The organism is Aeromonas sp. Lyrl_2, from assembly GCF_051948815.1.
Taxonomy (GTDB): Bacteria; Pseudomonadota; Gammaproteobacteria; order Enterobacterales; family Aeromonadaceae; genus Aeromonas; species Aeromonas veronii.
Genome location: NZ_JAYJLJ010000001.1, coordinates 267676 through 282671, shown reverse-complemented (window position 1 = coordinate 282671; position 14996 = coordinate 267676). Strand labels below are relative to the sequence as shown.

Annotated in this window: 14 protein-coding genes; 7 read left to right on the top strand and 7 right to left on the bottom strand. The window is 59.5% G+C overall.

Going from position 1 to position 14996, the window contains the following annotated elements:
- The first annotated feature begins 303 nt into the window (after window positions 1–303).
- The 3 genes from VF684_RS01360 (at window position 304) to VF684_RS01350 (ending at window position 2367) form a co-directional block, all read left to right on the top strand.
- Complete coding sequence (locus VF684_RS01360) at window positions 304–1293, top strand: luciferase-like monooxygenase (RefSeq protein WP_376898984.1); 990 nt, start codon at window positions 304–306, stop codon at window positions 1291–1293.
- 3 nt (window positions 1294–1296) lie between these two features.
- Window positions 1297–1743: a bleomycin resistance protein gene (locus VF684_RS01355; RefSeq protein ID WP_179214473.1), complete on the top strand. Its 447-nt coding sequence runs from the start codon at window positions 1297–1299 to the stop codon at window positions 1741–1743.
- A gap of 123 nt (window positions 1744–1866) precedes the next feature.
- Entirely contained in the window at window positions 1867–2367 is a 501-nt protein-coding gene (locus VF684_RS01350; protein WP_159158270.1) for a 2TM domain-containing protein, read from the top strand.
- Window positions 2368–2492: 125 nt separating this feature from the next.
- Here VF684_RS01350 and VF684_RS01345 read toward each other — a convergent pair whose 3' ends face one another.
- From VF684_RS01345 to lptD, 6 genes are read right to left on the bottom strand one after another with little or no spacing between them, the layout of a single operon-like run.
- Window positions 2493–3314, bottom strand: coding sequence for a symmetrical bis(5'-nucleosyl)-tetraphosphatase (locus tag VF684_RS01345; RefSeq protein WP_069555848.1), 822 nt, complete (start codon window positions 3312–3314; stop codon window positions 2493–2495).
- 6 nt (window positions 3315–3320) lie between these two features.
- Window positions 3321–3683, bottom strand: a complete 363-nt coding sequence (apaG, locus tag VF684_RS01340) for a Co2+/Mg2+ efflux protein ApaG (protein WP_100654475.1) — start codon at window positions 3681–3683, stop codon at window positions 3321–3323.
- A gap of 4 nt (window positions 3684–3687) precedes the next feature.
- Window positions 3688–4500 (bottom strand): 16S rRNA (adenine(1518)-N(6)/adenine(1519)-N(6))-dimethyltransferase RsmA, encoded by an 813-nt coding sequence (gene rsmA, locus VF684_RS01335; protein ID WP_005339016.1) that lies wholly within the window; start codon window positions 4498–4500, stop codon window positions 3688–3690.
- Window positions 4490–5485: a 4-hydroxythreonine-4-phosphate dehydrogenase PdxA gene (pdxA, locus tag VF684_RS01330; protein WP_279489692.1), complete on the bottom strand. Its 996-nt coding sequence runs from the start codon at window positions 5483–5485 to the stop codon at window positions 4490–4492. The genes rsmA and pdxA overlap by 11 nt, the downstream gene beginning before the upstream one ends.
- Window positions 5485–6783 (bottom strand): peptidylprolyl isomerase SurA, encoded by a 1299-nt coding sequence (gene surA, locus VF684_RS01325; RefSeq protein WP_069526625.1) that lies wholly within the window; start codon window positions 6781–6783, stop codon window positions 5485–5487. The genes pdxA and surA overlap by 1 nt, the downstream gene beginning before the upstream one ends.
- 26 nt (window positions 6784–6809) lie before the next feature.
- Entirely contained in the window at window positions 6810–9254 is a 2445-nt protein-coding gene (lptD, locus tag VF684_RS01320; RefSeq protein ID WP_279488899.1) for an LPS assembly protein LptD, read from the bottom strand.
- A 174-nt stretch (window positions 9255–9428) separates the two neighbouring features.
- On the opposite strand from lptD, the gene VF684_RS01315 reads away from it, so the two are divergent.
- Genes VF684_RS01315 through djlA form a run of 3 tightly spaced genes read left to right on the top strand, consistent with a single transcriptional unit; the run spans window position 9429 to window position 11957 of the window.
- The gene (locus tag VF684_RS01315; RefSeq protein ID WP_376898981.1) at window positions 9429–10439 is read left to right on the top strand and encodes an aminoglycoside phosphotransferase family protein; all 1011 of its coding nucleotides are present in this window, start codon (window positions 9429–9431) and stop codon (window positions 10437–10439) included.
- A complete protein-coding gene (murU, locus tag VF684_RS01310; RefSeq protein ID WP_139440535.1) occupies window positions 10436–11104 on the top strand; it encodes an N-acetylmuramate alpha-1-phosphate uridylyltransferase MurU in 669 nt (222 codons plus the stop codon). The genes VF684_RS01315 and murU overlap by 4 nt, the downstream gene beginning before the upstream one ends.
- A 19-nt stretch (window positions 11105–11123) precedes the next feature.
- Window positions 11124–11957 (top strand): co-chaperone DjlA, encoded by an 834-nt coding sequence (gene djlA, locus VF684_RS01305; RefSeq protein ID WP_202000030.1) that lies wholly within the window; start codon window positions 11124–11126, stop codon window positions 11955–11957.
- Window positions 11958–12038: 81 nt separating this feature from the next.
- Here djlA and VF684_RS01300 read toward each other — a convergent pair whose 3' ends face one another.
- Complete coding sequence (locus VF684_RS01300) at window positions 12039–13490, bottom strand: aminoacyl-histidine dipeptidase (protein WP_139440537.1); 1452 nt, start codon at window positions 13488–13490, stop codon at window positions 12039–12041.
- A gap of 947 nt (window positions 13491–14437) precedes the next feature.
- Between VF684_RS01300 and gpt the strand changes: the two genes are divergently transcribed.
- Complete coding sequence (gene gpt, locus VF684_RS01295) at window positions 14438–14905, top strand: xanthine phosphoribosyltransferase (protein ID WP_005339007.1); 468 nt, start codon at window positions 14438–14440, stop codon at window positions 14903–14905.
- The last annotated feature ends 91 nt before the right edge of the window (window positions 14906–14996 follow it).

Below are 14996 nucleotides of genomic sequence, written 5' to 3'. Positions count from 1 at the left end.
ATAACCTGAACAGTGTGGTGTGACAAAAAGTGAGGGGGAGTCTATTGCTCCCCCTTCGCTATAGGGGCACCGTTATAACCAGCCGGGGGCGCTGAGGCCAGCCCGCAAATGTAAGAAAATATGATCCACCCCCGTGCATGCGCGGCCAGCAGGATGAGCGTTCAAACAATACTTGCCTGAGATTTGTTCCGTTCGATTGCTGCCGCTTGGCAGGCAGAGTGTGGCAGGAGATAGTGATTCATTCAGGTATCCCGTGCTACATTGCCCCACTTGTTACTGGTGTGTAAATCAATGGAGTGACCAATGTCTGTCATCCCCTATTCCGTGCTCGATCTGGTGCCTGTTGCCGAGGGTTCCGAGCCTGCCCAGTCGTTTCGCCGTTCACGGGATCTTGCCCGCCATGCCGAGGATTGGGGTTACCAGCGCTACTGGCTGGCCGAACATCACAACATGCCGGGCATTGCCAGTGCCGCCACCTCGGTGCTGATCGGCCATCTGGCCGAGGCCACCACCACTCTGCGGATCGGCGCGGGTGGCATCATGCTGCCGAACCACTCGCCGCTGGTGATTGCCGAACAGTTTGGCACCTTGGCTTCGCTCTATCCGGATCGCATCGATCTCGGCCTTGGTCGCGCCCCCGGGACCGATCAGCGCACCATGCGGGCGCTGCGGCGAATGCGCAGCAGCGAGGTGGATGATTTTCCGGCCGATGTGCGCGAGCTGATGAGCTACTTTGGCGACGATGTTAGCGCAGTGCAGGCGGTGCCCGGCAAGGGGCTGCATCTACCCATCTGGCTGCTGGGCTCCAGCCTCTACAGCGCGCAACTTGCAGCGGCGATGGGCTTGCCGTTCGGGTTTGCCTCCCATTTTGCTCCCGCCATGTTGCTGCAGGCGCTGGAGATCTACCGCAGCCAGTATCGCCCCTCTGCTCGCTGGCCCAAGCCCCATGCGGTGGTCTGCATCAACATGATCGCCGCCGACAGCGAGCGGGAGGCCCGCTTCCAGTTCACTACCGTGCAGCAGCAGTTCTTGCGCCTTCATCGCGGTGATGCGGGCAAGCTGCCCGCGCCGGTCGTCCAGCTTGGTGACGAGTGGGCGCCCCGTGAGCTGATGGCGATGGAGCAGACTCTGGCCCGATCTCTGGTGGGCGACCCTGAGCAGGTTCGTCATGGACTCAAGGCGCTGCTGGCGGAAACCCGTGCCGATGAGCTGATGTTCAATGGCCCCATCGTCGATCATCAGGCCCGACTGCGCTCCTTTGAAATCGCCGCCGAGCTGATGCAGAGCCTGTAAGCCATGACGAACCCTACTGTCGCGGTGGATGAGGTGTATTGGAATCCCATGGTACCGGAGCTGTCAGTTACCGATCTGGCTCGAGCTCTGGTTTTCTATACCGGTTTGTTGGGCTTCTCGGTCCGCTATCGGCGCGATGACCCTCCTTTTGCTTATCTTGAGCAGCAACAGGTACAACTGATGCTGGAGCAGGTACATCCGGCGGGTTGGCAGGTCGGGGCGCTGGAGCCACCGTTCGGTCGGGGGATCAATCTGCAGATGGAGCTGACCGAGATCCAGCCGCTACTCGATCGCTTGCAGGCCGCCGGGATTGCACTTTTCCGGCAGCCCACTGAGGTCTGGTATCCAGTGGGCGAGATGCTGGCCGGGCAGCGCGAATTTTTGCTGCAGGATCCCGATGGTTATCTGTTACGGTTTGTGCAATATCTGGGGGAGCGAGCGGCTGACTGACAAGATAAAAATCTTAACCATCTGATTTTAAAGGACTGTCAGATGTATGTCGGCTATCTGTCGTGTCACCTTTCGCGGCGCAAGCCCTATGCTGGCCCTGTCAATTACCACAAGGAGTTCGAGATGATCGTCAGGAAGTTGAGATTGCAACGGGGTTGGTCTCAGGAGCAGTTGGCAACGTTGACTGGTTTGAGTGTCCGCACTATCCAGCGGATCGAGCAGGGGCAGCAACCCGGACTGGAATCTCTCAAGGCCCTGGCCGCCGTCTTTGAACTCGATGTGGCTCAACTGGATGGATCAGAGCAACAGGAGCGCGAGATGAGAGGAAGTGACACTATGGGTCAGGATGCGGTGCAGGTATCGGCAGAGGAGCGGGCGGCAATGCGCTATGTGGAGGAGCTCAAGGGCTTCTATCACCATGTCGCCAGCTACGTGGTGGTGATCTGCGGGCTGTTTGTCATCAACTACCTGAGCAATCCGGAGTACATCTGGGCCTGGTGGCCAACCCTGGGTTGGGGACTGGGACTTGCCTCCCATGCTGTTCGGGTGTTTCAGCCCTTCAAGCTGTTTGGCCCCGAATGGGAGAGGCGCCAGATCGAGAAGCGGCTGGGGCGCAAGTTGTAACTTCATTCGCCGGAAAACAGGGAGCCTAAAACAGCAAGCCCGGCAGATTGCCGGGCTTTGTTATTGGAACGAGTTGTGGCCATCCGTTCGGCAGCGATCGCGACCGCCTGATTGCAGTGCTCCCCCTAGCTGGCGTGAACCGGGCAGGGGGTGGTGATCAGGGCATCATCCTCGTAGCGCCACAGGGTCAGGCTGTTGCCCCAGACACAGCCGGTATCGAGCGCCTTGATATCGCTCTTGCCGGTGTTGCCCATCAGGGCGGCCCAGTGGCCGAACACCAGAATGGGGTCATCTACGTGATGCTCGCGCTGCTCGAACCAGGGACGCAGCCCCGGGGTCGACTCCTTGGGACCCTTCTTGCATTTGAAGTCGAGTCGGCCATCGAAGTAGCAGAAGCGCATCCGGGTGAAGGTGTTGATGATGTAGCGGTAGCGGTCGATCCCGACCAGATCATCTTTCCAGCCATCGGGCTGGTCGCCGTACATGTTGTGCAGCAGCCAGCTGTACTGGTCACCGCGCAGCAGGCTCTCTACCTCGCGGGCGCAGTTGCGCGCGGTACGGACATCCCATGCGGGGGAGATCCCGGCATGCACCATCATGATGGGCAGATCCGGATGTTCGGCCAGTAGCGGGCGGTGGCGCAGCCATTCCAGCAGTTCATCCCGATCAGGGGCATCCATCAGGCTTTGCAGCTTGTCTTTCTTCTTGAGCGGTGCAACGCCATCGGCGACAGCCAGCAGGTGCAGGTCGTGGTTGCCGAGCACGGTGACGGCACGGTTGCCCAGCCCTTTGACAAAACGCAGGGTATTGAGGGAGTCCGGGCCGCGGGCGACCAGATCGCCGCAGAGCCAGAGCACGTCTTGGTCGGGATCGAACGCGGCAAGATCCAGCAGACGGCGCAAGTCGTCGTAACAGCCCTGGATGTCACCGACAAAACAGTTCGCCATGAAACCTCAGTTGATAATATTGGGGATGGCCAGCGTGAAGGGGGCGATGTGCGCCTCGAACTGCTGACCAGAGCCATCTTGCAGGGTATAGCTCCCTTCCATCACCCCAAGCGGGGTCGCCAGCGGCACGCCGCTCTGGTAGCGGTAGGTCTCACCTTCGGCAATGACGGGTTGTTCCCCGACCACGCCCGGGCCTGCCACTTCCAGCATCTTGCCATTGGCATCGGTGATGAGCCAGCGCCGATGCAGCAGTTGCACCGGGCCGGGCCCCAGATTCTCAATCTCGATCAGATAGTGAAACTGGTAAGGGTCTTTGGAGCCCGCCACATACACGGGGTATGGGCGGATCTCGATGTGCGGGAGTGCCACAGGATCAGGCCTGTTGCTGATCCGCCAGCCAGTTGGCGATCATGACAAACTGCTCGAGGGAGAGATTCTCCGGGCGCAGGTTGCCATCGATACCAAGCTCGGTCAGCTGGGCGTCGGTGATGAAGTTGGAGAAGCTGTTGCGGATGGTCTTGCGACGCTGGCCAAAGCCCTCGGTACAGACGCGATTCAGACAACGAATGTCTTTTGCGACTATGGTCGGATTCTTGTGCGGGATCAGGCGAACCACGGCAGAGTCCACTTTCGGCGCCGGTTTGAAGGCGCCCGGGCCCACTTCCAGCACAGGCACGACCTGACAGTAGTACTGGGTCATCACGCTCAGCCGGCCATAAGCCTTGCTGCCCGGGCCTGCTGCCAGACGCAACACCACTTCCTTTTGCAGCATGAAATGCATGTCTTCAACCCGGTCGGCAAATTCGCACAGGTGGAAGATGAGCGGGGTGGAGATGTTGTAGGGCAGGTTGCCGAAGATGCGCAGCGGCCCCTTGCCTTCACCCATCAGGGTGCCGAAGTCGAAACGCATGGCGTCCGCTTCGATGACGGTCAGCTTGTCTTTGAGTGTCGGGTGCTCGCGCAGGCGCGCAGCCAAGTCCCGGTCAAGCTCGACCACGGTCATTTTGTCCATCTGGGCGGCGACCGGCTCGGTCAGCGCGGCCAGACCCGGACCGATCTCCACCAGATTCTGACCTGGCTGCGGGTTGATGGCGGCGACGATTTGATCGATCACATACCGGTCGTGCAAGAAGTTTTGACCGAAACGCTTACGGGCCGTGTGGCCCATGTGCACCTTACTGCTCATATCTTTTTTTCTCTACCATCTTGATGGCGTGGTTAATCGCGGTGACAAGGCTGCCCGGATCGGCCAGGCCCTTGCCTGCCAGATCCAGCGCGGTGCCGTGATCCACCGAAGTGCGGATGAAGGGAAGCCCCAGAGTGATATTGACCGAACTGCCGAAGCCCTTGTATTTGAGCACGGGCAGCCCCTGGTCGTGGTACATGGCGAGTACCGCATCCGCATCCTTGAGGTATTTCTCCTGGAACAGGGTGTCGGCCGGTAACGGGCCGACCAGATCGATCCCTTCCTGGCGCAAAGTAGCCAGGGCGGGTTCGATCACGTCAATCTCTTCACGTCCTAGATGGCCACCTTCCCCGGCATGAGGGTTGAGGCCGCAGACGTAAATACGGGGTTTGGCGATGCCAAACTTGGTGGCGAGATCCTCGTTGAGGATCCGGATCACCTTGCCGAGGCGATCCTCGGTGATGGCCATCGCTACATAGGCCAGCGGAATATGTGTAGTCGCCAGTGCGACCCGCAGCCCCTCGGTTGCCAGCATCATCACCACATCGGCGGTGTTGGATTGCTGGGCAAAGAACTCAGTGTGGCCACTGAACGAGACCCCGGCCTGGTTGATGATCCCCTTGTGCACCGGCCCGGTCACCACGGCGGCAAATTCGCCGCTCATGTTGCCATCGCAGGCACGCTGCAGGGTCGCCAGCACATAGGCGCCATTGCCTTCGTTCAGCTCGCCCGGCACCACGGCGGTACCGAGAGAGACAGAACATACCGTCAGGGTGCCGGCTCGCTGCGGTTGAGCAGGTTGACTGGCATCGTAGGGCTCAAGCTCAATGGGCAGACCAAGCAGGGTTGCCCGCTCGCGCAGCAGCGCCGGATCGGCGATCACCACCAACTGGTGGGGCCAATCCTGCTGGGCAATCTGCAGCACTAAGTCCGGGCCGATCCCGGCCGGTTCGCCCGGGGTAACGGCAAGGCGACGGCAGCTCATCAGCTACCGGCTCCTTCGATCTGGATGTAGGCCTCGTCCCGCAGCTCATCCAGCCACGCCTGGGACTCTTCCACGAAGCGACGGTTGTAGATCAGCTGGTAGGCGCGCTGCTCCTGAGCCTTGTCGGTCGCATCCTGGCTGCGGCGATCTTCCACCTGCACGATGTGCCAGCCGTGGCTGGTACGGAACGGGGCACTGATCTGGCCCGGTTGCAGACGGTTGACCATGTCGCGGAACTCGGGGACATAGACGTTGGGATCAGACCACCCCAGTTCGCCACCCTGCACCGCAGAGCCCGGATCTTCGGAGTACTTCTCCGCCATGCTGGCGAAGCTTGCCTTGCCGCTCTTGATGTCGTGCAGAATGCCGTCCAGCATCCCCTTGGCTTTCTCTTCACTCAGGATAATGGACGGCTTGATCAGGATGTGGCGGGCTTTCACCTCGGTCTGCATCACTTGCTGCTGACCCTTGGTGTCGAACACCTTGACAATGTGCAGGCCGGCGCCGGAGCGCAGCGGGCCGACGATGTCGCCCTTCTTGGCACCCTGTACCGCTTCCGCCATCAGGGTCGGCATCTCTTGTGGGCTCATCCAGCCCCAGTCGCCCCCTTCCAACGCCTTGGGACCGTTACTCTCGGCAATGGCCAGTTTGCGGAAGTCGGCACCTTGCTTGAGGGCGGTCAGGATACGCTCGATCTTGCTCTTGGCGGCATCCAGCTGGGCGGCAGTGGGGTTGTCCGGCAGGGCAATCTGGATATGGCCGACGTGGTATTCGTTCTGCTGTTGACCCTGTTTCTTCAGGATCTCCACCACCTGCTTCACCTCCTGCTCGGAGATGTTGATACGGCGGCGCACCTGGTTGCGGCGCACCTCGTTCATCAGGATCTCGCGGCGCACCTCTTCCCGATACTGGGCATAGGTCATCCCTTCACGGGCGAGCTGGGCCCGCAGCTGATCCAGGGTCATCTTGTTGTCGGCAGCGATGCCCTGAATAGCCTGTTCCAGCTGGGTGTCGCTGATCTTCAGCCCCTGGCGCTCCGCCAGTTGCAGCTGCAGGCTCTCCTGGATCAGGCGATCCAGCGCCTGTTTGCGCAGGGTGGCGTCGTCAGGCAGGGACTGGCCGCTCTCCTGAGCGGAGAGTTTTACCTTGTTGACCAGTGCGTCCTGTTGGCTGGACAGCACCACGTCCTTGTTGACCACGGCCAGCACCTTGTCCATCAGCTCGGGCGCAGCCAGTGCGGCCTGGCTCATGGCACCGAACATTCCCGCGGTCAGCAGGGCAATCAGGGTCTTTTTCATATCCATCTCTCAAGGCTGGGCCAGCATCATTGCTGGCCTTTCAGATTAAACGGGCGAACATAGGGCAACAGCTCGGTATCCAGGGTGACGCTGCGGCCACCGGTACCCACGCTGCCAAGTCCCTTCATTTCAAACTGCAGACCAATGACTTTTTCCGAAGTGGGTTTCAGGGTGACGTTGTCCGGCTGATTGTGCCACTCCAGGCTCATGTTGATGCTCCAGCAGCAGGAGTCGTATTTGACACCGATCTTGCGGTCAATGTTCACATCCTGCTTGATGTCACGGTAGTAACCGCCATACATCTGCCACTGATCGGCGATCGGCGCCATCATCACCAGACCCGCCTGGCTCAGATCTTCTGCCAGCGCCGTGTTGGTCGGATAGCGATAGTCCAGGTTGCCATCCTTGATGTAGCGGTAGTTGACCTGAGTGGTCAGCTTGCCGGTCCGGTACTCGACTGCACCGTTGCCAGCCGTAAATTCACCCTCGGAGGTATCGTACTGGGTTCCCGCGTGGGCAAACCACTCATCGGTGATCCGGGCATCCCCCTCGAACGAGAGCAGAGAGCGGGCGTTGGTACTTTCCGGATTTGAAGGGTAGAGGCGCACCTTGGGTGGCGTCATTTCAAAGGCCTGGGCCACCGCCAGACGCAACCGTTCATCACCCACATTGTCATAGACCCGGCTGGTCAGGCCAATGGTGACCCGGTTGGCATCGCTGATGCGGTCGAGACCGGCAAAGCGGCGATCACTGAACAGGCTGTAGTAATCCTGACGGGTGGTGGTGGAGTCGTAGATCCCGATCTCGTCCTGATTTTTGTAAGGGATATAGAGGTACTGGAACTCGGGTTCCAGGGTTTGGGTGCCCTTGCCATCATACCAGTCGAGCGGCCGATCGAAGTTGACGCCCCCCTTGAGGCGGAAGGAGGGCAGAGTACGGGTAATGGTGCCCTCTTTCAGGGTCAGCTGTTTGCTGTCTGCATCGGTAAAGCGGCTGCGGTCCTGGCTAACCAGATTATCGGGTACCTCCTGGTTGTAGGAGGTAAACATCAGCTTGTACTGACTGGTCAGGTAGTAACCCGGTGCATCCACCAGGGGCACGGTCAGGGTTGGCGCCAGATGCAGGCGGGTGGCGGTATAGCGCTCACCTGCTTGCAGAGTGGCGGCACTGCCACTGTCATAGCCAAACTTGGTTAGTTCACTGTTCCAGGCCAGATCGAACCACTTACCTTGCTGATAGTGGTTGTAGTCGATACGCGGCAGCATCTCGTGGGGCAGCAGCGCATATGGGCTCAGGATCTGGTAGCGGCGCACCTCGGAGGTGAGGTTCCAGTTGGGCTGGTAGTAGCCGGCGGTAAAGGATTGCTGCAACTGGCTGTCGACCTGAGTGCCCACTTGCGGGCTGAAGTCGTTGAAGTAGTTGTAATCCTTGTCGCGCACCTGGGTGTAGTCGATACCAAAACGCAGGCTGCCATCCATCAGGGCGGAACCGTGGCGGACGTTCATCAGGTAGCGATGGCCATCGGACAGGCCCGCCAGACTCGGATTGCTCGGGCTGTACTGCTTGTCATCCGCCAGATTTTCAAAATAGAGGGTGCCGGTGTGGGCGGGGTCCGGCATGTAGCGGAACTCCACCTGTTCCATCAGGCCGCGTTTATCCATAAAACGGGAGGTGATGGTGGCATCGTAGTTGGGAGCTATGTTCCAGTAGAAGGGCTGGGTGATATCCATGCCGTTGCTGGAGCTCTGCTTGTAACCCGGGTAGAGCAGACCGGTCTTCCGCTCATCCTTGATGGGGAAGTTGATATAGGGGAAGTAGAACACCGGATAGTCGTAAAGCCAGAGGCTGGCGTTCCAGGCTTCGCCGAACACCTCTTTCTGGTCGATGTCGATACTGCCCGCCTTGAGGGTCCACACTTCCTGACCGGGGGGGCAGGTGGTGTACTGAGCCCCCTCCATGGTGATGTTCTGGTTGTTGTTGGTCATCACCACGCGCTTGGCAAAGCCGCGCACCGGTGAGCCATGCACCTGATACTTGCCCTCTTCCAGTTCGGAGTTCTTGGTATCCAGGTTGGATTTGAGGGTCTTGTCGCTGGTGACGGTCACCTGACCGTCGTTGTAATAGATGTTGCCGATGGCGATGACATCCCGGCTCTTCTGGTCGAGTTGGGCATAGTCGGAGTCAAACTTGCGAACACCCTGACGAACCTTGACGTCACCTTCATAGACGGCGGTGCCGCCCTGTTTGGCCTCGAGACGGTCGGCATCAACCTCGACCGGCTGTGCGTTGGCATCCTGATCCGATGCTGGCTTCTCTATCTTGGGAACATAGTCATAGCAGAGACTATCGAGAATGCCGGTGGCTGGCGGCGCTTCGAACGGGGCCGCCTGCACCATCATAGGGGTGAGTGCGGGGGCCAGGCTGATAGTCAGGGCGATGGGATAGCGGTACCCCAGTGTCCATTTTGTCATGTGAAAGACTCGTGCAATCCGTGATAGATACGGTTGATCCAAGGCATGCATTTTACGACAGGTTTCATCGAGTTGACATTGCATGTCATTGCTTTATGTTAGCCGGCAATGATAAAGCATTATTGCGGCCAGGGCTAACAGCCAAGTGCTGCTTTCCACCTTGGTCCTCTACTTATGCACGATCGCGATTCCCTGCTATTGCAGTGGGCACGCCGTATTTCCGGTGATGCCACTCTCACGCTTACCCTCATTTCCGGTGATGCCAGCTTCCGCCGCTACTATCGCGGTGGTGGTCTGGTGTGGGTGGATGCCAATCCGAAAACCGAAAAAAATCATGAATTTGTTCGTAACGCGGCCGCCTTGCTGGCGCGTCAGCTGTTGGCGCCAGAGGTGAAGGCGGTGGACTATGAACAGGGGCTGCTGGCGGTCAGTGATCTGGGCGATACCCAGCTGATCAGCTGCCTGAACGAGCACAACGTGCTGGCCTGGTATGGCAAGGCGATTGATTTGCTGCCCCGCCTGGGGGCGGTTGCACTGGCGCTTGAACCCTTCGATGCGGCATTTATGGCGCGGGAAAACAGCATTTTCCCCGAGTGGCTGCTGGGCCAGCATCTGCAGCTGACCCTGAGCCATGAAGAGCAGCAGTTGCTGGACGAGACCTTTGCCTGCCTCACCGCCTGCAATCTGGCCCAGCCGCAGGGGGTGATGCATAGAGATTTTCACAGTCGCAACCTGATGGTGTGTGGCGGTGATACCCCCGATAGCAGCCGGCTGGCCATCATCGATTTTCAGGATATGGTCATCGGGCCGCTCACCTATGATCTGGTCTCCTTGCTTAAAGATTGCTACGTACGCTGGCCGGACGAGGTGATCAATGAAGGGATGCGCCACGGCTTTGCCACCCTGCAACAGGCGGGTCTGCTTGGCGAGCTAGATTATGCCAGTTTCCGTCGTGATGCCGACCTGACCGGCATGCAGCGACACCTCAAAGCGGCCGGAATCTTCACCCGGCTCTATCATCGCGACGGCAAGTCCGGCTATCTCAAAGATATTCCCCGCACTCTTGGCTACGTGGTGGATGTCTGTCGCACTCATGGTAGTGCCTATCCTGTATTGGCCCGTTTTGGTCAGTGGCTGGAGCAGGTGGTGTTGCCGGGGATCGCCAATGCAGGGGTAAAGCCATGAAGGCGATGATCCTGGCCGCTGGCCGTGGCGAGCGGATGCGCCCGCTGACTGACCTGCTGCCCAAGCCGCTGCTGGCGGTGGGGGGCAAGCCGCTCATCGTTCATCACATCGAAAAACTCAAAGCCGCTGGCGTGACCGAGTTGGTCATCAACCACGCCTGGCTCGGTCACAAGCTGGTCGAGAGCCTTGGTGATGGCCGTGCGCTTGGCGTGACCATCCACTGGTCAGCCGAGGAGAGCGCGCTGGAGACCGCAGGCGGCATCGTGCAGGCGCTGCCACTACTGGGGGCAGACCCTTTTCTGGTCATCAACGGCGATACCTGGCTCGATCTCGATTATCACACTCTGGTCAGTCAGCCCCTTGGCGATGATTTGGCCCACCTTTGGCTGGTGCCCAATCCGCCCCAGCACCCGAACGGGGACTTTGCCCTGCAAGAAGGGCGAGTCGTGGATACGCCAGCGTTTACCTTCAGCGGGGTCGGACTATATGATCCGGCGGCCTTTGCCGGTCTCGCGGGCGGCGCCCGCAAGCTGGCGCCCCTGCTCCGTGACTGGATGGCACAAGGGCGGGTAGGTGGCAGCCTGCTCGCTGGCGAGTGGCGCGATATCGGCACGGTCGATCGACTGCGCGAGCTGGATGACCAGCTCCAGACCCGCACTCATTAACTTCAAGAGGTCTTGAACCATGCGTATTTGGGGTAAGGTGCTGGGCGCCTTCTTCGGTTTTCTGCTCGGCAATATCATCGGCGCCCTGATTGGCCTCTGGATTGGCCACCGTTTCGACCGTGGCATGGGGCTGCAAGGGGCATTTCGTCGCGGCCCGAGTCAGGAGCAGCAAGCCGTCTTCTTCCACGCCACCTTCTCGGTGATGGGTCATATCGCCAAGTCCAGCGGTCAGGTGACCGAGCAGGAGATCCGGGTTGCCTCCAACCTGATGGATCGGATGCGATTGGTGGGGGATCAGCGTGCCCGGGCACAGGAGTCGTTTCGTCTCGGTAAAGAGGCCGACTTCCCGCTGCGCGAGACCCTGGCCGAGTTCCGCCGTGCCAGTCTGGGGCAGCGCGACATTCTGCGCTTCTTCCTCGAGGTACAACTGCAGGCGGCCTTTGCCGACGGGCGGGTGGAGGAGGGCGAGCGCGCCATTCTGCACACCATTGCCGACGAGCTGGGGTTCAGTCGCATCGAGTTGGCCCGCATTCTGGCGATGGCCGAAGCGCAGATGAACTTCTTCAATCAGGCCCATGGCCAGTATCAGGGGGGCCATTCCGGTGGCCAGCAGTATCGGCAGGCGGCACCCTCTGCGGATCGCCTCAAGAATGCCTACCAGTTGCTGGGAGTGAGCGAGAGCGACAGCGATCAGGATATCAAGCGCGCCTACCGCAAGGAGATGAGCAAGCATCACCCGGACAAGCTGGCCGCCAAAGGGCTGCCGCCGGAGATGATGGAGATGGCCAAGGAGAAGACCCAGGAGATCCAGCAAGCCTGGGAGTGGATCCGCGAGGCCCGCGGCATCCGGTAAGCGCCAACGTCAGGTTGGAACAGACAATAAAAAGCCCCGCAGCAGTGCGGGGCTTTGTTTTACTGTGTGGCGCAGGCCTGGTTATTTGGCCGGAATCGCTTCCAGCACGTGCACCAGCAGTTGCCAGAAACGCTCGACCGCCGGGATATGTACCTTCTCGTCAGGGGAGTGGGCCCCGCGGATGGTCGGGCCGAAGGAGACCATGTCCCACTCCGGATAGGCGCTCTTGAACAGACCGCACTCGAGGCCGGCGTGGATCACCATCACGTTGGGCATGGTGCCGAACAGGGTCTGGTAGCTGTTGCGTACGAGCGCCATGACGGGGGAGTCCACGTTCGGCGCCCAACCCGGGTAGGCACCGGTGAATTCGCAGCTGGCGCCTGCCAAGGTGAACAGGGAGCGGGTCATCTGCTCGATGCTCTCGCGGCCGGAGTCGATCAGGGAACGGATCAGGCACTGGACGTACACTTCGCCATCCTGAGTCTTGATGACCCCCAGGTTGGTCGAGGTTTCGGTCACGCCGGGCATGGCATCGCTCATGCGCATCACGCCGTTCGGGCAGGCCATCAGGGCATCCAGCAGGCGCTGCTGCAGGGAGGCGCTCATCAGCTTGGCCGGTTTGGCGGCGTTGTTGACCAGCACGGTCAGGTTCGGCTCGGTGGCGGCCAGTTCGGTCTGGTAGATCCCGGTGTAGCGGTCAACCAGCGCCTTGAACTCGTTTACGCTGGCAGCGGGTACCAGCAGGGTGGCACGAGCTTCGCGCGGGATGGCGTTGCGCAGCGTGCCGCCGTGGATCTCGGCCAGACGAACACTCAGCGGCTCTGCTGCTTTGAGCAGGCGAACCAGCAGCTTGTTGGCGTTGCCACGGCCGCGATGGATATCGCAACCGGAGTGACCGCCGCGCAGTCCTTTGACGGCCAGTTCGAACGCTTCGTCTTCGCTGGCATCAACCAGCTCGAGCGGGAAGCGGATATTGGCATCCACACCGCCAGCGCAGCCCATATAGACCTCGCCATCCTCTTCAGAGTCGGTGTTGAGCAGAATTTCGCCCTCCAGCCAGCCCGCTTCCAGACCGAATGCGCCGGTCATGCCGGTCTCTTCGTCGGTGGTCAGCAGCACTTCCAGCGGGCCGTGCTTGATGGTCTTGTCAGCCAGCACAGCCAGACAACCGGCCATGCCGATGCCGTTGTCGGCACCCAGAGTGGTGCCACGGGCAGTGACCCACTCGCCATCGACATAGGCATCGATGGGATCGGTCGCGAAGTCGTGTTTGGTGTCGGCGTTGGCCTGCGGCACCATGTCGATATGGGCCTGCAGTACCACGGCTTTGCGATTTTCCATCCCCGGGGTGGCCGGTTTCTTGATGATGATGTTGCCGACCTTGTCCTGCTTGACCGCCAGACCTTCCCCTTGAGCCCATTGGATGATCCAGGCGCTCAGTTTGGCTTCATGTTTGGAAGGGTGGGGGATGGAGCAGATCTGTTCGAAGAAATGCCAAATCAGTTTGGGAGAGAGAGAGCTAAGCTGTGCCACGTCGGGACTCCTTACCAGCACGGAATTAACAGGGCCCCATCAGCGGGCCGGGGAAGAGGATAACGATAATACAGTCAATCACACAAAAATGTGAGCAATCAGCGCAAATCGCAGGCAGCTTGTGCTGGCTGATGGCAACCAGGCCGTACGATCGTCAGGTTCGGACGACGCTGACCGATAGAAAAGAAAATGTGTGACCAATCTCACAAAAATATTGAATTTAACGCACCGACTGGTAAATTAGCTCCAGTGGTTCGCCACCCGTCAGGATGACGATGAAAGCCTCCAGGGAACCGAAGCAAAGCAAGTGCGCCTCCATGGAACCGAGTGTTCGTTCAAGGATTTGAGCCCGCATTAAAGGTACGTAACTTGTTAAGCAATCAGGAGTTTCAATATGCCAGGCAGCAACTCAACCTATTGGTTTGCCCCTTCTTTGTATACCCAGGGTTTCAGCTACCCTAACCCCTTCGTCACTCGTCGTTAAGACGAGCTGCCCAACCAGGCAGAGGCGAGAAAGCAGCAGGTGCGTGAGGTAAATCCTCCCCCTGCTATTTTTTTATCTGCGATTTGCCGCACAGCCCATTTGGGCTCGGCAGCAGGGACGGCAGGTTAGTCGTTTGGCGCTCGAGATGTGCCGAATGGAGAGGGTGATGCCGATTTTTCCTGTTTTTGGCATACGTTTGCCAGGCATTTTCTCTGCAAACGGTGCTATCATATCGGCCCAACAGCCTGTCCGCGGTTTGGACACATCATCTAACCGATCGCCGGATAAGCCCATCTTGCTTCCATTGTTATCAGATTTGCTGCCGAGGCTTAGCCCTGAGGCAGCCGAAGTGCAATCTGAATTCAGTCGGGCAAGGGCCACCATTTACTGGCATCCGCAGGGATAATTGCGGATGTTGTTATTTTAAGTGATTGTTTTTAAATAACTATTCGAGATCGATAACATGCCGAAAAAGTTCTATGTGTCGTGGGACAACCTGCAACGTGAAGCTCGCCGTCTGGCCCGTCGTCAGCTGCCTGTCAGCCAGTGGAAAGGTATCATCGCGGTCAGCCGTGGTGGTCTGGTGCCCGCAGCCCTGATGGCCCGTGAACTTGGCATTCGTAATGTGGAAACCCTCTGCATCTCCAGCTATGACCATGACAGCCAGCGCGAGCTGGTGGTCGTGAAGGCTGCCACCACCGCCGGTGACGGGGAAGGCTGGCTGGTGGTGGAAGATCTGGTGGACACCGGCACCACCGCCAAGGCGATCCGCGAGCTCTACCCGAAAGCCAAGTTCATCGCGATCTTCGCCAAGCCGATGGGCGAAGCGCTGCTGGACGATTTCGAAGTGGCGATCCCGCAGGATACCTGGATCGAACAGCCATGGGATATGGCTCTGGAGTTCGCCACACCGATCTGCGACGAAAAGTAACAGGATCGGGATGTGACGCTCGCTGCGTCCATTGGTCGCAACCGGCAATAATGGTTTCACAGGGCTCCAATTTGGAGCCCTGTTTTTTTGT